18 protein-coding genes and 1 riboswitch are annotated in these 20,155 nt (G+C 72.4%); of the genes, 11 read left to right on the top strand and 7 right to left on the bottom strand.

The annotated features are described in order from the left end of the window. Positions 1–90 precede the first annotated feature (90 nt). The gene (locus tag ACWEN6_RS29405; RefSeq protein WP_354920684.1) at positions 91–1,314 is read right to left on the bottom strand and encodes a globin domain-containing protein; all 1,224 of its coding nucleotides are present in this window, start codon (positions 1,312–1,314) and stop codon (positions 91–93) included. Between the two features lie 554 nt (positions 1,315–1,868). Here ACWEN6_RS29405 and ACWEN6_RS29400 point away from each other — a divergent pair. After that, positions 1,869–2,555 (top strand): gamma-glutamyl-gamma-aminobutyrate hydrolase family protein, encoded by a 687-nt coding sequence (locus ACWEN6_RS29400; RefSeq protein WP_354846566.1) that lies wholly within the window; start codon positions 1,869–1,871, stop codon positions 2,553–2,555. A 69-nt stretch (positions 2,556–2,624) separates the two neighbouring features. On the opposite strand, the gene ACWEN6_RS29395 is transcribed toward ACWEN6_RS29400, so the two are convergent. Together ACWEN6_RS29395 and ACWEN6_RS29390 are read right to left on the bottom strand one after the other, a co-directional pair. Beyond that, entirely contained in the window at positions 2,625–3,806 is a 1,182-nt protein-coding gene (locus ACWEN6_RS29395; RefSeq protein WP_354920681.1) for an acyl-CoA dehydrogenase family protein, read from the bottom strand. 150 nt (positions 3,807–3,956) lie between these two features. Next, positions 3,957–4,547 (bottom strand): class I SAM-dependent methyltransferase, encoded by a 591-nt coding sequence (locus ACWEN6_RS29390; RefSeq protein WP_354846561.1) that lies wholly within the window; start codon positions 4,545–4,547, stop codon positions 3,957–3,959. Positions 4,548–4,818: 271 nt separating this feature from the next. Here ACWEN6_RS29390 and ACWEN6_RS29385 point away from each other — a divergent pair, with 271 nt between their 5' ends. From ACWEN6_RS29385 to ACWEN6_RS29350, 8 genes are all read left to right on the top strand, one after another. Further along, positions 4,819–5,397: a CDP-alcohol phosphatidyltransferase family protein gene (locus ACWEN6_RS29385; RefSeq protein WP_354920678.1), complete on the top strand. Its 579-nt coding sequence runs from the start codon at positions 4,819–4,821 to the stop codon at positions 5,395–5,397. 95 nt (positions 5,398–5,492) lie between these two features. After that, on the top strand, positions 5,493–7,994 hold the full coding sequence (locus ACWEN6_RS29380; protein WP_354846555.1) for a mannose-1-phosphate guanyltransferase: 2,502 nt from the start codon (positions 5,493–5,495) through the stop codon (positions 7,992–7,994). Between the two features lie 353 nt (positions 7,995–8,347). Then, complete coding sequence (locus ACWEN6_RS29375; RefSeq protein ID WP_354846552.1) at positions 8,348–8,851, top strand: FHA domain-containing protein; 504 nt, start codon at positions 8,348–8,350, stop codon at positions 8,849–8,851. A gap of 12 nt (positions 8,852–8,863) precedes the next feature. After that, entirely contained in the window at positions 8,864–9,538 is a 675-nt protein-coding gene (gene ftsR, locus ACWEN6_RS29370) for a transcriptional regulator FtsR (protein ID WP_452574729.1), read from the top strand. Positions 9,539–9,669: 131 nt separating this feature from the next. Next, the gene (locus tag ACWEN6_RS29365; RefSeq protein ID WP_354846547.1) at positions 9,670–10,140 is read left to right on the top strand and encodes a bifunctional nuclease family protein; all 471 of its coding nucleotides are present in this window, start codon (positions 9,670–9,672) and stop codon (positions 10,138–10,140) included. Positions 10,141–10,286: 146 nt separating this feature from the next. Then, the gene (locus ACWEN6_RS29360) at positions 10,287–10,910 is read left to right on the top strand and encodes a MerR family transcriptional regulator (RefSeq protein ID WP_380828746.1); all 624 of its coding nucleotides are present in this window, start codon (positions 10,287–10,289) and stop codon (positions 10,908–10,910) included. A 191-nt stretch (positions 10,911–11,101) separates the two neighbouring features. Further along, positions 11,102–11,228: riboswitch (glycine riboswitch) on the top strand. A gap of 169 nt (positions 11,229–11,397) precedes the next feature. Next, the gene (gene gcvP, locus ACWEN6_RS29355; protein ID WP_452574727.1) at positions 11,398–14,265 is read left to right on the top strand and encodes an aminomethyl-transferring glycine dehydrogenase; all 2,868 of its coding nucleotides are present in this window, start codon (positions 11,398–11,400) and stop codon (positions 14,263–14,265) included. Positions 14,266–14,367: 102 nt separating this feature from the next. Beyond that, entirely contained in the window at positions 14,368–15,183 is an 816-nt protein-coding gene (locus ACWEN6_RS29350; protein ID WP_354846541.1) for a hypothetical protein, read from the top strand. Between the two features lie 169 nt (positions 15,184–15,352). On the opposite strand, the gene ACWEN6_RS29345 is transcribed toward ACWEN6_RS29350, so the two are convergent. Continuing rightward, entirely contained in the window at positions 15,353–15,745 is a 393-nt protein-coding gene (locus ACWEN6_RS29345) for a hypothetical protein (protein WP_354920669.1), read from the bottom strand. A gap of 80 nt (positions 15,746–15,825) precedes the next feature. On the opposite strand from ACWEN6_RS29345, the gene ACWEN6_RS29340 reads away from it, so the two are divergent. Next, on the top strand, positions 15,826–16,419 hold the full coding sequence (locus ACWEN6_RS29340; RefSeq protein ID WP_354920666.1) for an alpha/beta hydrolase family protein: 594 nt from the start codon (positions 15,826–15,828) through the stop codon (positions 16,417–16,419). A gap of 3 nt (positions 16,420–16,422) precedes the next feature. Here ACWEN6_RS29340 and ACWEN6_RS29335 read toward each other — a convergent pair whose 3' ends face one another. Both ACWEN6_RS29335 and ACWEN6_RS29330 read right to left on the bottom strand, forming a co-directional pair. Further along, positions 16,423–16,623, bottom strand: coding sequence for a DUF5999 family protein (locus tag ACWEN6_RS29335; RefSeq protein WP_354846532.1), 201 nt, complete (start codon positions 16,621–16,623; stop codon positions 16,423–16,425). Positions 16,624–16,951: 328 nt separating this feature from the next. Continuing rightward, the gene (locus ACWEN6_RS29330) at positions 16,952–17,569 is read right to left on the bottom strand and encodes a TetR/AcrR family transcriptional regulator (RefSeq protein WP_354920662.1); all 618 of its coding nucleotides are present in this window, start codon (positions 17,567–17,569) and stop codon (positions 16,952–16,954) included. A gap of 183 nt (positions 17,570–17,752) precedes the next feature. On the opposite strand from ACWEN6_RS29330, the gene ACWEN6_RS29325 reads away from it, so the two are divergent. Continuing rightward, on the top strand, positions 17,753–18,130 hold the full coding sequence (locus ACWEN6_RS29325; protein ID WP_354846526.1) for a hypothetical protein: 378 nt from the start codon (positions 17,753–17,755) through the stop codon (positions 18,128–18,130). A gap of 107 nt (positions 18,131–18,237) precedes the next feature. Here ACWEN6_RS29325 and ACWEN6_RS29320 read toward each other — a convergent pair whose 3' ends face one another. After that, positions 18,238–19,686 (bottom strand): RNA polymerase sigma factor, encoded by a 1,449-nt coding sequence (locus ACWEN6_RS29320; RefSeq protein ID WP_354920659.1) that lies wholly within the window; start codon positions 19,684–19,686, stop codon positions 18,238–18,240. Positions 19,687–20,155 lie beyond the last annotated feature (469 nt).

Genomic DNA, 20,155 nt, shown 5'->3' with positions numbered 1-20,155 from the left:
TTCCTTTCGCGGTGCCGGGCACCCATCGCCGGTCCCCCGGCCGGCGTGGTGGCCCGATCGACGTGGTCGGCCGCTGCGCGCGGATCGGCATCATCGTGCCACGTTGTGCGGGTGCTCGCCGGGCTCCGCGGGATTTGGTCGATCGGTTCGTCCGTATCCTCCTGCCGTATCTGGTTGGCGGAGCGAAGGAGCCCGTCCCTCGGCCGGGCCGGGGTCGCGGTGGACGCGCGCCGGGGGCACGCCGTCGTGCTGCAGGCGGCGCACGGTCTCCTCGACCATGGCCGGCGGCCCGCAGACGTAGACCTCGTGGTCTGCCCAGGAGTGGAAGCGCCGCACCACGTCGGGCAGCGGCCCGCGGATGCCGTCGTAGGCGGGGTCCCCGGACACCACCGGCAGGATCCGCAGCCACGGGTAGCCGGCCTCCATGCGGATCAGGTCCTGCAGGTCGTAGAGCTCGGCGGCGGTGCGCGCCCCGTACAGCAGGTGGATGTTGGGGCGCAGGCCCGAGGCGATGACGTGCTCGACGATGGCCTTGACGGGGGCCAGGCCGGTGCCGCCGGCGACGCAGAGGATGTCGCGCGGGGGGTCCTGCCGGGGCGGGGTCATGGTGCCGACCGGCGGGCCGAGCAGCACGGTGTCGCCGATGCGCGTGTGGGAGACCAGCGCCGTGCTGACCCAGCCGCCGCGCACGGCGCGCACGTGCAGCCGGATGGTGTTGTCCGGACGGGGCGCGTTGGCGATGGAGTAGCTGCGCCACACCCGGGGCCAGCGGGCGACCTGCACGTCCACATACTGTCCGGGGACGAAGGTCATCGGCGTGCCCGGGCGCAGGGTGATCACGGCGATGTCGGGCGTGCGCAGCTCGTGGTCGACGACCTCGGCCAGCCACCAGGCGGGGGAGACCCCGGCGTCGGCCTCCGCCGCCTCGATCATGATGTTGGCCGCGGTGGTGTAGGCGGCCACCCACGCCGCCTCGACCTCGGTGGTCCAGGCGTCGCCGCAGAACCGCCGGATCGTCGCCATCAGCGCGTTGCCCACGGCGGTGTGGTGCTCGGCGAGCACGCCGTACTTGCGGTGGTCCCGGCCGAGCTGCCCCAGGTAGGACCCCAGGCTGTCGGGGCTGTCCAGGCTCCACACGATGCGGGTGAGCGCGGCGAACAGCCGGTCCCGCTGGAGGTCCATGGCGGGAGGGAACATGCACCGGAGCTGCGGGCTCTCAGCGAACAGCCGCCCGTAGAAGTAGGCGACGGCCCTGCCCATGACGGGCTCGATGGCGGAGAAGCTTTCCTTGATGAGACGCGGATTTAACGACATTTCTTGACGCCACCCTAAATGACCGGATTTCTAGCCGATCTTGTTGTTCCACCTCCCAGACGGTCCGGGTCGTGAGCGTCCGGCGGCCCCGGCGCGTCCGATCGCTCGAAATGGAGTCTTCCATTCCCACATGAGCCTCACAACCGTTTCACCACAAGGTGACGTGAAAGGGAACTGTTCGTAATCGATGAGTGATTACCCGTAATCGGCGATCCGGAAATAGGGGAAGAGATATGAAAAGGAGTCGCATTCACTTTTACCTGCCATTCCTGGTGACCGAACAAGCCTGGTCAAGACCCGTGCGTCCCGCTCCGCGGCTCCGTGGCGTCCCCACCGGACGGTGGTCGCCGGCCGGCGCGAGGATGACCCCCGCCGGACGGTCCTGCGTGATACTGATGGGGCGAACGGGACAGAAGATGCGGAAGTGACGTGACTGATACCGGGATACGTGACATACCCGAAATGTTGTGCGCCATGATGGGTGCGCCACTGCAAACGGGCTGGGTGCCGCTGCGGCTCAGCGGTACGACCTTGCGCGAGCCCCTGGAGACCGCATGTCCCGACCACTGATCGGTATCACCACCTACTTCGACGCCGCCCGCTGGGGCACCTGGGTGCGCGAGGCGGTGCTGTCGCCTCCCGCCTACGCCAAGGCGGTGGACAAGGCCGGAGGCGCCCCGGTGCTGATCCCCCCGCTGAGCCTGGGAGCGATAGACGGCTACGTGCGCGGCCTGTCCGGGCTGATCCTGGCCGGCGGAGTGGAGGTCGACCCCGCCTCCTACGGCGAGGAGCGCGAGGAGCGGGTGGAGGAGCCCGAGCCGCGGCGCGACCGGTTCGAGATCGCGCTGGCCGGGGCGGCCATCCAGGCCGGCATCCCGGTCCTCGGCGTGGCCCGCGGCATGCACATCCTGAACGTCGCGCTGGGCGGCACGCTCATCCCGTGGCTGCCCGACGCGGTGCACCACGAGCGGCACGCCGCCTCGGCGCCGCACGTCCTGCAGGTCAGCGTGTCCAGCAAGGTGGGCAAGGCCGTGGGCGACCGCATCGAGGTGGCCATGCCGCACCACCAGGCTCTGCGGCGGCTCGGGGACGGGCTGCTGGCCATCGCCTGGGCCGACGACCAGATCATCGAGGCGGTGGAGCTCCAGGGCCACCGGTTCTGCGTGGGCGTCCAGTGGCACCCCGAGCGCGCTGACGACAACCGCCTGGTGGACGCCCTGGTCGAGGCCGCCATGCCCTGACGCCCCTGTGGGGGCGCCGCGGCGTCGGCGAGCGAACTCGGAGGGCGTCGGAAGCGCGCCTGTGGGGCGTCAGAAGCTGCGGGGCAGGCCGAGGACCTGCGTCGCCAGGTAGTTGAGCAGAAGCTCCTCGGTCACCGGCGCCACCCGGCCGACGCGGGCGTCGGCGAGCAGCCGGGCCACCGGGTACTCCAGCGAGTAGGCCATGCCGCCGTGGGTCTGGAAGGCGTGGTCGGCCGCCTCCCACGCGGCCTGCGAGGCGGCCAGCTTGGCGATGTTGGCCTCGGTGGCGCACGGCAGCCGCCGGTCGAACAGCCACGCCGCCTTGTAGAGCATCAGCCGGGCCAGCTCGATCTTGGCCTTGACCTGCGCCAGCGGGAAGGCGATGGCCTGGTTGGCGCCGATGGGGCGGCCGAACACCTCCCGCTCCTTGGCGTAGGAGACCGCCACGCGCAGCGCCACCTCCGCGCCGCCGAGCGCGCTCGCGCCGAGCAGGATGCGCTCGGGGTTGAGGATGTCCCACAGCACCAGGGCGCCCTGGTCCACCTGGCCGACCACGCTGGTGGCCGGGAGGCGCAGGTCGTCGATGAAGACCATGTTGGACGGGGTGGTGTTGGCGCCCATCTTGGGGATCGGGCGGTAGGACAGCCTGCCCGCCGCCACCGCCTCGGGGACGTCCACCAGGAAGACCGTCAGGCCGTTGGTGCGGGGCTTGGCCTCGGCGGCGGGGATGGTGCGGGTCACCAGCAGCATCCGGCTCGCCCGCTGGACCCCGGTGATCCAGATCTTCTGCCCGTTGACCACGTACTCGTCGCCGTCGCGGCGGGCGAAGGTGGAGATGGCCAGGGAGTTGGACCCGGCGTCCGGCTCGGTGAGCGCGAAGCAGGTCTCGGCCTCGCCGGTGGCGAGCTTGGGCAGCAGCTCCGCCTTCTGCCCGGCCGTCCCGTGGCGGGCCAGGGTCAGCGCGCCGAAGCCGGGCGTCAGCACGTAGGTGAACGCCGAGCCGCCGGCCGAGCCGGAGGCCGACAGCGTCTCGGTGGCCACGGCGAGCTCCAGCAGGCCCTGGCCGCCGCCCCCGTACTCCTCGGGCACCGCCAGGCCGAGCCAGCCGCCCTTGGCCAGCTCGGCCCAGATCTCCTCGGGCCACCGCTTCTCCGCCTCGCAGCGCTGCCAGTAGTCCATGTCATAGCGCGCGCAGATCGCGGCGACGCCCCGCTGGACCTCGCGGGCGCTCTCCGGAAGCGTGAAGTCCACCTTGATCACTCCTATCCCGTCGGCCGCCCATGGTAGAACGCCGTTCGGTGCGCGGGCGAGGGGGCCGCGCCGCGGGAACAGGATGATCGGCGGGACGCGCCGCCCACGCGCGGGCGAGCGGGCGGACGGCGCGGCCGGGGGAGCGGTGGGTCAGCGGCGCGGCCGGCGGGCGTGGTAGACGAAGGCCGGCGGCACGTTGCCCCAGACGGTGCGGCTGGGCACGACCTCCTCGAACGCCTCCAGCAGGCGGCGGCGGAAGCGGATCGCGGGCGGCAGCGTGCGGGCGTGCACGTAGGCGAAGGTGGTGAAGGCCCCGTCGGGGGCGAGCGTCTCGGTGATCGCGCCGAGCAGCCGGTCCTGCAGCCGGGCCGGGAACGCCGCCCAGGGGAGGCCGCTGACCACCGCGTCGACGCGGTCCAGGCCGTGCTCGGCGAGCAGGCCGGGCAGGGTCACGGCGTCGGCCACGATGACCTTGGCGCCGGGGTGGCGGTCACTCAGCCGAGCGGCGAGCGCGGGGTTGATCTCGATGGCCAGATGGTGCCCGCGGCCGTCCAGCCGCCGCTGGATCTCCTCGGTGAACACGCCCGTCCCCGGGCCGAGCTCGACGATGACCGGGTCACCGCGCTCGGGCACCGGCGCGGAGACGGCCCGCGCCAGGCGGCGCGAACTGGGCGCCACCGCCCCCGTGGTGCCGGGCGCCTTGACGAACTGCCCGAAGAACAGTGCTGCATCGTTGGCCATGGCACTGACATTAAGCCCCAAAACGGTCCGCTCGCTTCCGCCGTCCGGCCGATCTCATGGTCCCCTGGAGGATGCCATCTCCGCCTTGAGGAGGATGCCGTCTTTGCCGGAAATATGCCCGTCTCGCCGCCTGGGCGGCGCGGAGGACCGCGGCCCCACGATACGGCCACCGCGAGGCGCGCCGCGCCCGGACGGCACGGCTCGCCCCCGCCGCCGCTCGCCGTCGCGCCCGGGTAGGGTCGGCACCAGGTTCGCGAGGGGAGAGTCACGGGTGAAATCGGCGGAGGACCGCATCTGGACGGTTCCGAACATCCTGAGCATGCTGCGGCTGCTCGGCGTGCCGGTCTTCCTGTGGCTGGTGCTCGGGCCCAAGGCCGACGGCTGGGCGCTGGTGCTGCTCATGCTGGCCGGCTTCTCCGACTGGCTGGACGGCAAGCTCGCCCGCGCGTGGAACCAGACCAGCAGGCTCGGCCGGCTGCTCGACCCCGTCGCCGACCGGCTGTACATCCTGGCCACGCTCATCGGCCTGACCCTGCGCGAGGTGATGCCCTGGTGGCTGGCCGCGCTGATCATCGGCAGGGACGTGGTGCTCATGCTCGGCGTGCCCATCCTGCGCAGGCACGGCTTCGGCCCGGCGCTGCCGGTCCACTTCCTCGGCAAGGCGGCCACCGCCTGCCTGCTGTACGCCTTCCCGCTGCTGTTCCTGGCCTCCCACGACGGCTGGTACGCCGACATGGCCCGGATCATGGGATGGGCCTTTGCCATATGGGGAACAGGTCTGTATTGGTGGGCGGGGGCGCTGTACGTGGTTCAGGGGCGACGGCTCATCGGAGGGGCGAGCCGGGCATGAGTGGTCGTGGGGCGCGCCCCGGCGGGTCCCGGCGGCGAGTGCCCGCGCGGGCCTGACCGTGTGCCCACCGTGACGAGACAGCCGGAGGGTGATCTGTGAAGGCCGTCGTGATGGCGGGCGGGGAAGGCACTCGGCTGCGGCCGATGACCGCCAACCAGCCCAAACCGCTGCTCCCCGTGGTCAACCGGCCGATCATGGAGCACGTGCTGCGCCTGCTGCGGCGCCACGGCTTCACCGAGACCGTCGTCACCGTGCAGTTCCTGGCGGCCCTGGTGCGCAACTACTTCGGCGACGGCGACGAGCTCGGCATGAGCCTGCACTACGCCACCGAGGAGATCCCCCTCGGCACCGCCGGCAGCGTGAAGAACGCCGCCGACAAGCTGCGCGACGAGCGCTTCCTGGTCATCTCGGGCGACGCGCTGACCGACATCGACCTCACCGACATGATCAGGTTCCACGAGGAGAACGGCGCCCTGGTCACCATCGGCCTCAAGCGGGTGCCGAACCCGCTGGAGTTCGGCATCATCATCGTCGACGAGCACGGCAGGGTGCAGCGCTTCCTGGAGAAGCCCACCTGGGGCCAGGTGTTCTCCGACACCGTCAACACCGGGGTGTACGTGATGGAGCCCGAGGTGCTCGACGAGGTCGCCCCCGGCGTGCCGGTCGACTGGTCGGGCGATGTGTTCCCCAGCCTCCTGGCCCGCGGCGCCCCGCTGTACGGCTACGTCGCCGGCGGCTACTGGGAGGACATCGGCACCCACGAGAGTTACCTCAAGGCCCAGGCCGACGCCCTGTCGGGACGGGTGCGGCTGGACGCCGACGGCTTCGAGCTCTCGCCGGGGGTCTGGGTGGCCGAGGGCGCCTCGGTCGATCCCGACGCCGTCCTGAAGGGCCCGCTGTACATCGGCGGCTACGCCAAGGTCGAGGCCGGCGCCGAGCTGCGCGAGTACACCGTGCTGGGCGACAACGTCGTGGTCAAGGAGGGGGCCTTCCTGCACCGCGCCGTCGTCCACGACAACGTCTACATCGGGCCGAGCGCCCACCTGCGCGGCTGCGTCATCGGCAAGAACACCGACGTGATGACCGGCGCCCGCATCGAGGAGAACGCCGTCGTCGGCGACGAGTGCGTCATCGAGGCCGAGGCCTACGTCTCCTCCGGCGTCAAGATCTACCCGTTCAAGACGATCGAGGCCGGCGCGGTGGTCAACACCAGCGTCATCTGGGAGTCGCGCGGCCAGCGCAGCCTGTTCGGGCCGCGCGGCGTCTCCGGGCTGGTCAACGTCGAGATCACCCCCGAGCTGTGCGTGCGGCTGGCCAGCGCCTACGCCACCACCCTGAAGAAGGGCGCCTCGGTCATCACCTCCCGCGACTCCTCGCGGGCCGCCCGCGCGCTCAAGCGGGCGGTGATCAGCGCGCTCACCGCGAGCGCGATCAACGTGCTGGACCTGGAGGCCGCGCCGCTGCCGGTGGCCCGCTTCCACACCTCCAACGAGACCGCCTCGGGCGGCATCGCGCTGCGCACCACCCCCGGCGACCCGCAGAGCGTCGACATCATCTTCATGGACGAGAACGGCGCCGACCTGTCCCAGGGAGCCCAGCGCAAGCTGGAGCGCGTCTTCTCCCGCCAGGAGTTCCGGCGCGCCTTTCCCGGCGAGATCGCCGAGCTGAGCTTCCCGGCCCGCGCGGTGGAGGACTACACCCGCGAGCTGCTGCGCTGGGTGGACATGTCGGGCGTGCGGGACGCCGAGATGAAGGTCGTCATCGACTGCGCCGGCGGCACCTCCTCCCTGGTGCTGCCGAGCCTGCTCGGCCGCGTCGGCGTGGACGTGCTGACCGTGAACAACCGCCTGGACGACGCCTCGCCGACCGAGACGCTGGCCGAGCGGCGCAGGGACCTGCAGCGCCTGGCCGAGCTGGTCGCCTCCTCCCGTGCCGCGTTCGGCGTGCGCTTCGACCCGGTCGGCGAGCGCGTCTCGCTGGTCGACGAGATGGGCCAGCTCATCAGCGAGGAGCGCGCCCAGCTCGTCGTGCTCGACCTGGTCGCCGCCGAGCGGCGCGGCGGACGGGTCGCGCTGCCGGTGACCACCACCCGCGTGGCCGAGCAGGTGTGCCGCTTCCACGGCGCCCAGGTGGAGTGGACCTCCACGGCCCTGGACGCCCTGACCGCGGCGGCGGCCGACCCCGAGCTGATCTTCGCGGCCGACGGGCGCGGCGGGTTCATCGTCCCGGAGTTCGCCCCCACGGTGGACGGCCTGGCCGCGTTCCTGCGCCTGCTCGGCCTGGTGGCGCGCACCCGCCTGTCGCTCAGCCAGATCGACGCCCGCATCCCGCAGGCCAAGATGCTCAAGCGCACCGTGCCGACGCCCTGGGCGGCCAAGGGGGCGGTCATGCGGTCGGTCGTGGAGGCGGCCGACGGATACCGCCTGGACACCACCGACGGCGTGCGGGTGGTGGAGGAGGACGGCGGCTGGGCCCTCATCCTGCCCGACCCCACCGAGGCCGTGACGCACTTGTGGGCCGAGGGGGAGGACCTGGACGTCGCCCAGAGCCTCCTGGAGCGCTGGGCGCGGGTCGTGGAGCACGCCGTCGGCACCTGACCACGGGCGACGTTCTGCCGCGAAACCAGCGATTCGGGTCACATTCGAACGGCGCGGCGCATGGACCGGAGGGCTGCCTGGACGGTAACTTTGGACCGGCGCGGCGAGCCGAGTCGACAGCAGAACGAGGGGCGAGCGCCGTGAATCCGAGCGAGCCCCCCGCCTGCCAGACCCGAGTGAGCCTGCGTCACAAGCATGTCCGAACCCGCGAGCCTGCCCTCATCTTGACCTTTGCGACTCATCAGCGTAAGTTGCGGCATTCGCAGTCTGAGCAACCATGAGAAGCGAAGATCCGAGGCACGCCGCCCAGAGCACCGTCGCCGCGACTTCGCGGTAGGAGGCCGAGCCGATCGATGCCGAGCGTCTACTGCACTCAGTGCGGGAATGCCAACCCTGAGGACGCCCGTTTCTGCTCACGGTGCGGGTCGCCGTTGAGCCGCGTCGAGAACACGCCGGGGGACACCACCTCCACGATCTCCCTGAGCGGGATCGAGGCGATGGACGGCGAGGCGACGGGCCAGACGCTCATCCCCGATCGGGCGGCGGTCGAGCAACTGCCGCCCGGTACGGCCCTGCTGGTGGTGATGCGCGGGCCGAACGCCGGGAGCCGCTTCCTGCTCGACAGCGATCTCACCACGGCGGGCCGTCATCCCGAGAGCGACATCTTCCTGGACGACGTCACCGTCTCGCGAAGGCACGCCGAGTTCTACCGGCGGGGCGCCTACTTCACCGCCCGGGACGTCGGCAGCCTCAACGGCACCTACGTCAACCGCGAGCGCATCGAGGAGCTGCCGCTGTCGGGCGGCGACGAGGTCCAGATCGGCAAGTTCCGGCTGGTGTTCCTCACGCGTGGGTGAGGAGGTGCGGTGATGGGCGCGCAGGCGGCGAGGGCGTTCATGAGCATCGGGGAGGTCCTCGAGGTCCTGCGGGCCGACTTCCCCGACGTCACCGTCTCCAAGATCCGCTTTCTGGAGGGCGAGGGGCTCATCGAGCCCCAGCGCTCCCCCTCGGGGTACCGCAAGTTCACCCACGCGGACGTCGAGCGCCTGCGCTACATCCTCACCGCCCAGCGCGACCGCTACCTGCCGCTGCGCGTGATCAAGGACCACCTGGACACCGCCGGTCCCGACGGCGCCAACCGCCCGCGCGCCGTGGGCGGGGAGGCGCCGGTGGCCGAGGTGCGGCTCAGCCGCGCCGAACTGCTGGCCGCCGCCGGGCTGGAGGAGGAGACCCTCGCCGAGCTGGAGGATTTCGGCCTGCTCACCCCGGTGGCCCGGTGGTACGACGCCGAGGCTCTGACCGTCGCCCGCGCCTCGGGCGCGCTGGCGAGGTTCGGCCTGCATCCGCGCCACCTGCGGGTGCTCAAGGCCGCCGCCGAGCGGGAGGCGGGGCTGGTCGAGCAGGCCGTGGCCCCGCTGCTGCGGCGCCGCGCGCCGGGCGCCGCCGGCCGCGCCGAGGAGACCGCGCGAGAGCTGTCCGGTCTGCTGCAGGACCTGCACACCGCCCTGGTCCGCACCGGCCTGCGCGGCATTCTGGGCCGCTGACGGAGCCGCCCGGACATTTCGGGGTGCGGGGATGTTACGTTGAATTTTGCGGCGATGGTCACGCCGCGAGCCGAGAGCCGCGAGGGAACGGGCCCGGAGCGGGGCGGCGACCCGATGAGACGGAGCAGCCTGTGTTGCAGATGGAGGTCGTGGGGGTCCGCGTCGAGATGCCCTCCAACCAGCCCATAGTCCTGCTCAAGGAGGCCAAGGGCGAGCGATACCTGCCGATCTGGATTGGGATGACCGAGGCCACGGCCATCGCGCTGGCTCAGGCGGAGGAGCCGCCCCCCAGGCCGCTCACCCACGACTTGTTCAAGGACGTGATCGAGGCTCTGGGCGTGCGGCTGACGGCGGTGAACATCGTCGCGCTGCGTGACGGAATCTTCTTCGCCGACCTGGTGTTCTCCAACGGGGTGGAGGTGAGCGCCCGGCCGTCGGACTCGATCGCGCTGGCGCTGCGCACCGGTGCGAGCATCTTCGCGAGCGAGGACGTCGTGCGCGAGGCCGGTGTGATCATCCCCGATGACCAGGAGGACGAGGTCGAGAAGTTCCGCGAGTTCCTTGACACGATCACGCCCGAGGACTTCGGCCGTGCGGGTTAGCCATTTCGGGCATTTACGCTTCACGACGCGCCGGGCGGGATCGTTGACTGAGCATCGCGCCAGTCCTACGGTGCAAGGGAACCCACGGTTGTAATTCACGAACCCCCAGATCAGACCGTGGGATGAGAGGAAGCCGGAGGTCCGCAGTGGCGGTCAGCAGCGGCGAGGGCAAGACGGCCGGCCAGCACGATCCAGTCCAGCGGCAGTCGGCGCGGGAACGCGCGGGCGAGCAGGGCCTGCTGTTCGACGAGCGGCCGGCGTCTCTGCCCGCCGACGTCGGATACCGCGGCCCGACGGCGTGCTCGGCGGCCGGCATCACCTATCGTCAGCTCGACTATTGGGCGCGCACCCAGCTCGTCGAGCCGTCGGTTCGCGCGGCGCAGGGGTCGGGATCCCAGCGGCTGTACAGCTTCCGCGACATCCTCGTGCTCAAGGTGGTCAAGCGGCTGCTGGACACCGGGGTGTCGCTCCAGCAGATCCGCACCGCCGTCCAGCACCTGCGCGAGCGCGGGGTCAACGACCTGGCGCAGATCACGCTGATGAGCGACGGGGTGAGCGTCTACGAGTGCACCTCGGCCGACGAGGTGATCGACCTGCTCGAGGGCGGCCAGGGCGTGTTCGGCATCGCTCTCGGCGGCGTGTGGCGCGAGGTCGAGGGCTCCCTGGCGGAGCTGCCGGGGGAACGCGCGGAGCCGGCCGGCCGGGACTCCTTGGAGGACCACCCAGGCGACGAGCTGGCCAAGCGCAGGAAGGCCCGCAAGACGGGCTGAGGCCGGAGGGCCGGGACGGGGAGGTTCCCTCCGCTGAGGAGGGCCGGGGGCTGTCGCACATATCCCAGAAGATCTACGGGGTGGTCGGGGTCCCTACATACCCGCCCTACAGGGATAAAACATGGCAAATCCCGAAATGTAGGGGTAACTCCCTACTCGGGGCGGGACGGTACGATTACCGGGAAAGCTGTTGACCCTGTGCGGGAGAGACCCGGGCACGGGCCGGCACCGCACCACCTGCGGCGCCGGCGGGTGACCCCGGGCGCCGAAGGAGCAACCTCCCCGGAATCTCTCAGGCCCACGTACCGCACAGGCGAGGCGACTCTGGAAAGTAGGCGTGCCCGCCAGGCGTGTCTCACCGACGGTGCAAATCCCCCGCAAGGGGATGAAGCTCTCAGGTCGCGATGAGGATGTCGCGCTGACAGAGGGGGAGATCCGGCATACGCGCGCGCTCAGCGCCGGTCTCTACCCCTTGTAGGAGGGCCCCATGACCGATCGGTCACCGCTTCGCGACCTCTTCGCACCGCCCTTCGCCACCCGGCACATCGGCCCGTCGGACGCCGAGCAGGCCCGCATGCTGGAGGCCGTGGGCTACGCCTCGGTGGCCGACCTGATCGCCGTCGCCGTCCCCGGCGCCATCCGCTCCGGCGAGCCGCTCGACCTGCCGCCCGCCGCGAGCGAGGAGGAGGCGCTCGCGGAGCTGCGCGCCCTGGCCGCCCGCAACCAGGTGCCCACCTCGATGATCGGCCTGGGCTACCACGACACGATCACCCCGGCGGTCGTGCGGCGCAACCTGCTGGAGAACCCCGGCTGGTACACCGCCTACACCCCCTACCAGCCGGAGATCTCCCAGGGCCGCCTGGAGGCCCTGCTCAACTTCCAGACCGTCGTGTCCGACCTGACCGGGCTGGACGTCGCCGGCGCCTCGCTGCTGGACGAGGCCACCGCCGCCGCCGAGGCGATGACCCTGGCCCGCCGCGCCGGCCGCGCCAAGTCCCCGGTGTTCGTCGTCGACGCCGACGCCCTGCCGCAGACCAAGGCGGTGCTGGCCACCCGCGCCGAGCCGCTCGGCATCGAGCTGGTCGAGGCCGACCTGGCCGCCGGGCTGCCGGAGGGGGAGCTGTTCGGCCTGCTGGTCCAGTACCCCGGCGCCGGAGGCCGGCTCAAGGACTTCCGCGCCGTGGCCGCCCAGGCCCGCGCCCGCGGCGCGCTCGTGGTCGCCGCCGCCGACCTGCTGGCCCTGACCCTGGTCGAGGCCCCCGGCACCCTGGGCGCCGACATCGCCATCGGCTCCTCCCAGCGCTTCGGCGTCCCGTTCGGCTTCGGCGGGCCGCACGCGGCCTACATGGCCGTGCGCGAAGGGCTCCAGCGGCAGATGCCCGGCCGGCTGGTCGGGGTGTCGCAGGACGCCGACGGGCGCCCCGCCCACCGGCTGGCCCTGCAGACCCGCGAGCAGCACATCCGCCGGGAGAAGGCCACCAGCAACATCTGCACCGCGCAGGTGCTGCTCGCGGTGATCGCCGGCATGTACGCCGTCTACCACGGCCCCGAGGGCCTGCGGCGCATCGCGCAGCGCACCCACCGGCACGCCGCCGTGCTGGCCGCCGGCCTGCGCGACGGCGGCGTCGAGGTCGTCCACGACGACTTCTTCGACACCGTCCTGGCCCGTGTCCCCGGCCGCGCCGCCGAGGTCGTCGCGGCGGCCCTGGACCGCGGCGTCAACCTGCGCCTGGCCGACGCCGACCACGTGGGCGTCAGCTGCGACGAGAAGACCACCGGCGCGCACCTCCAGGCCGTCTGGGAGGCGTTCGGCGTGACCGGGGTCGTGCTGGACGACGTGGACACCTCCGCCTCCGACGCCCTGCCCGCCGGGCTGCTGCGCACCACCGGCTACCTGTCGCACCCGGTGTTCCACTCCCACCGTTCCGAGACCGCCATGCTGCGCTACCTGCGCAGGCTCCAGGACAGGGACATCGCCCTGGACCGGTCGATGATCCCGCTCGGCTCGTGCACCATGAAGCTGAACGCCACCACCGAGATGGAGCCCATCAGCTGGCCGGAGTTCGCCGGCGTCCACCCCTACGCCCCGGCCGATCAGGTCGAGGGCTACCTGCGCCTGATCGGCGACCTGGAGGGCTGGCTGGCCGAGGTCACCGGCTACGACGCGGTCTCCCTGCAGCCCAACGCCGGATCCCAGGGCGAGTTCGCCGGGCTGCTCGCCATCCGCGCCTACCACAGGGCCAACGGCCACGGCGAGCGCGACGTGTGCCTCATCCCGTCCTCGGCGCACGGCACCAACGCCGCCAGCGCCGTCATGACCGGTATGCGTGTGGTGGTCGTGGCCTGCGACGACGACGGAAACGTGGACGTCCCCGACCTGATCGCCAAGATCGACAAGCACAGCGAGCGGCTCGCGGCCATCATGGTCACCTATCCCTCCACCCACGGGGTGTACGAGGAGACCATCACCGAGATCTGCGAGCGGGTGCACCAGGCAGGCGGCCAGGTCTACGTCGACGGCGCCAACCTCAACGCGCTGGTCGGCCTGGCCAAGCCCGGGTCCTTCGGCGCCGACGTCTCCCACCTCAACCTGCACAAGACCTTCTGCATCCCGCACGGCGGCGGCGGTCCCGGCGTCGGCCCGGTGGCGGTCCGCTCGCACCTGGCGGCCTACCTGCCCGGCGACCCCCTGGGAGAGCGCGCCGACGGCGCCGTCGGGCCCGTCTCGGCCGCGGCGTACGGGTCGGCGGGCATCCTGCCCATCTCCTGGGCCTACATCCGCATGATGGGCGCCGAGGGCCTCAAGGCGGCCACCGGGCAGGCCATCCTGTCGGCCAACTACCTGGCCCGGCGCCTGGCCCCGCACTACCCGGTGCTCTACACCGGCCGCGAGGGCCTGGTCGCCCACGAGTGCATCATCGACCTTCGCCCGATCACCAAGGAGACCGGCGTCACCGTCGACGACGTCGCCAAGCGGCTCATCGACTACGGCTTCCACGCCCCCACCATGTCCTTCCCGGTGGCCGGCACGCTGATGATCGAGCCGACCGAGAGCGAGGACCTGGCCGAGCTGGACCGCTTCGTCGACGCCATGGTCGCCATCCGCGAGGAGATCGCCAAGGTCGCCTCCGGGCGCTACCACCGGGCCGACAACCCGCTGCGCGGCGCCCCGCACACCGCCGCGTGCCTGCTGGCCGACGACTGGAAGCACCCCTACACCCGCGCCGAGGCGGCCTACCCGCTGCCGTCGCTGCGGGAGGACAAGTACTGGTCGCCGGTCCGCCGCATCGACCAGGCCTACGGCGACCGCAACCTGGTCTGCGCCTGCCCCCCGCTGGAGGCATACGAAGACTGAGCGACCGCCCTCGAGGCTCCGCCTGGATCGGCATAATATGTCGCGCGCGACGGCGCGCCCGCGTCGCGAGGCCGGGATTTCCGAGGCGGAGGAGAGGTCCCGATGGCGGCGCACGAGGTCGAGTCCGGCCGGCGGATCGAGGACGCGCGGAGGCTCGCCGAGAGCGGCGAACTGGAGGCCGCGGCCGAGATCTTCGCCGCGCTGGCCTCCGACGAGCGCGAGGCCGACCGCGCCCAGGCGGCCGTCGGCCTCGCCCTGGTCCTCGAGCGCCGCGGCGACCTCACCGGCGCCAGGGCGGCCGCGCGCACGGCCCTGGCCACCGGCCACCCCGAGTACGCCGCCCAGGCGGCCTGCCACCTGGCGCGCGGGTTCGAGCAGGAAGGCATGGCCGACCAGGCCCGCGCCGCCTGGCAGGCCGTGATCGGCGTCGGCACCCCGGCCTACCTGCCCGGTGCACACCTGGCCCTGGCCCGCATCGCCGAAGCCCAGGGCGACGACCGCGCCGCCGAGGCGGCGCTGCGCGCCGCCCTGGCCACCCGCGACCCGCGAGCCTGCTCAGAGGCTGCCCAGCGCCTGGCCGAGTACCTGCTGGAGGACGGGCAGCCCGGCGAGGCCGCCGACCTGCTCCTCGACGCCCTGGAGCTGCCCGAGGTGGCCGACCCCGGGCGCCTGCGGGTGCTGCTCGGCATGGCCCACCTCGACATGGCCTGCGGGGAGTTCGCCGCGGCCGCCGAGGGCGACGGCGACGCCGACGGCGTCGCGCTCGCCGTCGAACTGCTCGCCCGCACGCTGCCCCTGCGCGGGCGGGACGCCGACGCCGAGCAGGTGTGGGCGTACGGGCTCGGCCACCCCGACGAGACGGTGGCCGACCAGGTGCGCCTCCGCCTCACCCGCGACGACACCGCCCCCTCCCAGTAGCCGCCCCGGCCCAGGCCTCAGCTTGACGGCCGAGGAGTTCGTCCGGGCTGCGAGCGATCTGGGAGCCTCGCAGGAGGAGGCCATCGCAGCCGTGCGCGCCGCCCTGCCGGCGCGCTGACCGGCCGGTCGGCCGAACTCACCGGGTCACCGGGTTGGTGACCGCGTACGGCTAGCGGCGTCTGCGGCCGACGGCGGCGGCGACGTTGACCATGATGATGCCGGTCCAGGCCAGGAACAGCCCCGCGGGCCCGGCCTGCCCGGCGGCGATCGCGGTCAGCGGGATGCCGATGCCGAGCGAGCCGAGCGCGATCGGGATCGTGGCGTCGACCTGCCTGGGCTGCTTGCCCGGGCCGGGATGCGGCGCCGCGTACGGCCCGCCGGGGCCGGGTTGGAGGGGGTACCCGTTCTGCGCGGCCACCTCGGCCCGCACCCGGGACTCGATCGTCGAGTCGATCTTCTCCAGGAACGACTCGATCAGCGCCTGCTCGTAGTCGGAACCGAGGTCCCGGCGGGCCTCCACGGTGGCGCGAAGCTCGTCACGGGGCAATGAATTATCCGGCACCCCCTTAATCTGGCACAGACACCGGGCGGCGACATCCCCCGTGAGAAGTAGAGGGCTGGTCCCCGAGTACCGTGTCGGCCATGCGGATCATGACGCCGCGGGGGGCGGCGATCGTGGAGGTCGACCAGGCGCCCGCGCCGAGGTTCCTGTTCCTGCTCACCCACGGGTCGGCGGGCGGGGTCGACTCGCCCGACCTGCTGGCCGTCCGGGACGCGGTGGTGGCGATCGGCGGCACGGTGGCGCGGGTGCTGCAGCCGTTCAGGGTCGCGGGCGCCCGGGCTCCGGGGTCGCCGGCCAGGCAGGACGAGGCGTGGACCGCGCTGGCGGCCTCGCTCGGAGAACGGTTTCCCGGCCTGGCCCTGGTGCAGGGCGGCAGGAGCAACGGAGCGCGGGTGGCCTGCCGGACGGCGCGCGCCGTCGGCGCGGAGGCGGTGGTGGCGCTGGCCTTCCCGCTGCACCCGCCCGGGAACCCGGGCCGCTCGCGTGCGCAGGAGCTTCGCGAGGCGGGCGTCGATGTGCTGGTGGTCAGCGGTGACCGTGATCGCTTCGGAGTCCCCGATCAGGCGGACGCTGCACGCCTGGTGGTGCTCGCGGGTGAGGGACATGACCTCAACAGAAACCCCGCCCGGGTGGGCGAGGTCGTCGCCGGATGGCTCGGCCCCCGGTTCGCGTGAAGGTCAGGCCGCGCTTATGGCCAGGTCGGTGGGACGGTGCGGGGCGATGATGGCGCCGTCGGGCAGGAGCTCCCCGGTGTCCTCGAATAGCACGATGCCGTTGCACAGCAGGCTCCACCCCTGCTCGGGGTGCGCCGCGATCGTGCGGGCGGCTTCGCGGTCCGGCGCGTTGGTGGTCGGACAGGACGGCTCATGCGGGCACATTGGCGTGCCTCCGGTTTTCTCTCTCGGTCTGGGGCTCGCGGGGGCGTCATCGCCAGGCACCGCTGCCCCGCGCCGATTCCCCCATGTCCCCGCCGAACGGGGACGAGCGCTTCTGCTGTTGACAGTGTGCGCTAACGCACACCTACAGAGTAAGTGTGCTGCGGGTCACACGCGTACGACATAGCCCATTGGGACGGTTTGGATCCTTCGATTAGGGGGTCCGCGGGGGCCCGGAAGGCTGATCCGGCGCTGTGACCTGCGACACAAGCCTGCCCCAGGTGAGATAACGGTCCAAGCACGACTCGCCGCCGAACAGATAAACGAACGGTTACGAGCTGGGAAGCCCTCTCAACAGGGCTTCCAGCCCGCGCTCGAACGCCGCCGCGGCCTCCTCGGCGGGCTCCGCCCGGGTGGCCGCCGGCGCCGGGAGCCGTCCGTCCTGCTCGTCCTGCGCCTCCTCCGGCGGGGCGGCCCAGCCGGAGCGCTGGATCTCCACCGCGACGCTGCCCATGACGTACGCGCGCAGCGTCCGCACGGCCTGGGCGGCGCGGGCGGGGTCGCCGAACCCCGCGGCGGCCAGTTGCTCGGCCTGCTCGCGGATCGCCATGAGCGCGGTGCCCTGCGGCGGCTTGGTCAGGGCCAGGGCCAGCACCCCGGGGTGCTCCAGCAGGGCCGCGCGGCCCGCGTGGGCCCAGGCGCGGGCGACCTCCCGCCACCCCCCGTCGGACGGCTCGACGGTGACGGTGGTGACGTGCTCGGCGAGGGCGTCCATGAGCGCCTCCTTGCCGCGGGGCAGGTGGTGGTAGATCGCCATCGCCTCGACCTGCAGGGCGTCGCCGAGGCGTCGCATGGTGAGGCGGCGCAGCCCCTGGCCGTCGGCGATGTGCAGGGCGGCCTCGATGATGCGCTCGCGGGACAGGGGGACCGGAGGTCGCTTCGCTGGCATACCAGGCATGATCCCGACGATGGCTTACTTTGTAAAGGGCGCCGCGCCGTGCCGTCCGCCCTCACTCGGGGACGCCGGGGCGAGGCCGGTGCTCCGGGCGGCGTACGCTATGGCGAGCGAGGAACGCCGGATCACCGGCGATGTGCTGAGAAAGGGCAGGCGATGGCGTTTTTCCGTCCGAGCGTGAGCCGGGAGGCGGAGGTCAGGCACCACGCCGACCAGGAGGTCGGAAAGAGCTTCCCCAAGCTGCTGGACAAGGCGCGCGAGGCCGAGGGCGGGCTGCGGCGCGCCCAGGCCGCCGGCGCCGGGGCCGAGGAGCTCCGGGCGGCCGGGCTCGCCTATGACCGCGCGCTGACCGACGCGCTGCGCGCCGCCGAGGCCGCCCAGCGCGCCACCCTCGGCGTCAAGGCCTACGACGACCGCATCCGCCGGCGCAAGGGCGTCGCGACGCCCGAGGGCGCCAAGTGGACCGCCGAGGTCGACCGGCTGCGCACGCTGCGCGAGGAGAACCGGCTGACCGGCATCGCCCGCGTGCCGCGTCCCTTCGCCGCCGCGCGCTGACCCGCTGAGACGCCGACGGCCTCCGCCCGGGTGGGCGGAGGCCGTGCGCGTGTGCCGGGCGGACCGGTGGTCCGGCGCCGCGGCCGGCCGGACCGATCGAGCAGCGGTCAGCTGGCCCAGTCGAGCAGCGGACGGGTGTTGCTCGGGTGGCGCAGCTTGGACAGCGATTCCTTCTCGAGCTGGCGGATGCGCTCGCGGGTGAGCCCGAGGTGCTTGCCGATCTCGTCCAGGGTGTGCGGCTTGCCGTCGATCAGGCCGAAGCGCAACGCCATGATCTTGGCCTCGCGGGGGGTGAGGTTGCCCAGCACTCCGCGCAGCTCCGCGCCCAGCAGCTGCCGGTCGACGACCTCGGAGGCTTCTGGGGCGTCGACGTCCTCGATGAGGTCGCCGATGGTCGTCTCGCCGTCCTCGCCGATGGTGGCGTTGAGGCTGATCGGCTGGCGACTGGTGCGCAGCAGCTCCTCGATCTGGTCGGGGGTCTTGTCCAGCTCCACCGCCAGCTCCTCGGGGGTGGGCTCGCGGCCGAGCCGCTGGTGCATGTCGCGCTCGATGCGCGACAGCTTGGACAGCATCTCCAGCACGTGCACCGGGAGCCTGATGGTGCGGGCCGAGTCGGCGAAGCCGCGCTGGATCGCCTGCCGGATCCACCACATGGCGTAGGTGGAGAACTTGTAGCCCTTGGAGTAGTCGAACTTCTCCACCGCGCGGATCAGGCCGAGGTTGCCCTCCTGCACCACGTCGAGCAGGGCCATGCCGCGGTCGGTGTACTTCTTGGCCACCGAGACCACCAGGCGCAGGTTGGCCTCCAGCATGTGGTCCTTGGCCCGCCTGCCGTCCTCGGCCACCCACTCGAGGTCCTCGCGCCGGGCGGCGCTGAGGGAGGGGTCGTTCTCCAGCTTGTACTCGGCGTACAGGCCGGCCTCGATGCGCTTGGCGAGCTCGACCTCCTCGGCGGCGGTCAGCAGGGTGCGGCGGCCGATCGACTTGAGGTAGGTGTGCACGGAGTCGCCCATGACCGAGGACTGGTCGTCCAGGTCCAGCGGCTCGTTCTGCAGTTCGCTCTCGTCCGGCTCGCTCCAGCCGTCCTCGGGCTCGGGAGTCTCCTCGGCCGCCGGGGGCCGGGACGGCGCGGGCGCCGCCGGGGCGGGGGAGACCGGCGCGGCCTCCCCGCCCGGGCGCGTGGTCCGGCGGGTGGCGTGGCGGCGGCGGGTCGTGATGGTGCCCTCGGAGCCCTCGGCGGTGGCCGCCGGGTCCGCGGTCGTGCTGGTGCGTGTCATTGCGCTCTTCGCGGTAGTCTTCACTGCGGTGCTCTTACGGGTCCTTCGCGCCGGGCCGCCAGGGGCGGCGTCGTTCTCCGCGGCCAGGCTCACGCCGGCCTCGGTGAGCTCGCGCAAGATCGAACGACCCTTGGCCGGGCTGATCTGCGCTGACGAGAACGCCTCGCGGAGCTCCGCGAGGGAAAGGTGACCTTGCGCTCGCCCTCGGTCGAGGACCTGAGCGAGCGTCGTCGGGGTCGCCTCGCGCGATGGCGAGGTCGCCGCGGCAGTTCGGGGCATGAGCACACCTCCTCCGTCACGGAGTCGTCATTTCGGTCTTGGGATGGCGCGGCGTTCGAGGTTCGGCGCACCAGTATCAATAACGTCAGGCGGCGCGGTTTGTTCCCGCACGGCGCACGCCCGCCGGGAGATCCTCCGCGAGAGCGCGCAGGTCGCCGCCGGTGGCCGTCCCGGCCGCGCGGTGTCGGGGGGCTGCACGGTCTCTCCGTTCGTCGGCGTCGGTCGGGCTCTGGACCCCCCTGCCCGCGATCGCCCGTCCCACACGGCCGGCCGCCGATCGCCCCCGGCCGCGCGGCCTGTGCTCCCCGCCGTCCGATCGGCGGGGACGTCGGTGCGGAACAGGCCCGCGCGGTGGGGAAACGGCCCCGCACGCGAGGAGGCGGGCCGCCGTACGGCGGGCCGCCAGCCGCGGCGGGGGGGGCGGGCGTAGTGGGGGGTGTTGGGCCCCGGGTGCACGGGAGATAGGAAG

This window comes from Sphaerisporangium sp. NPDC004334, from assembly GCF_053602655.1.
Note: the sequence above shows the minus strand (reverse complement) of the source record. Positions and strands in the feature narration are given on the sequence as shown.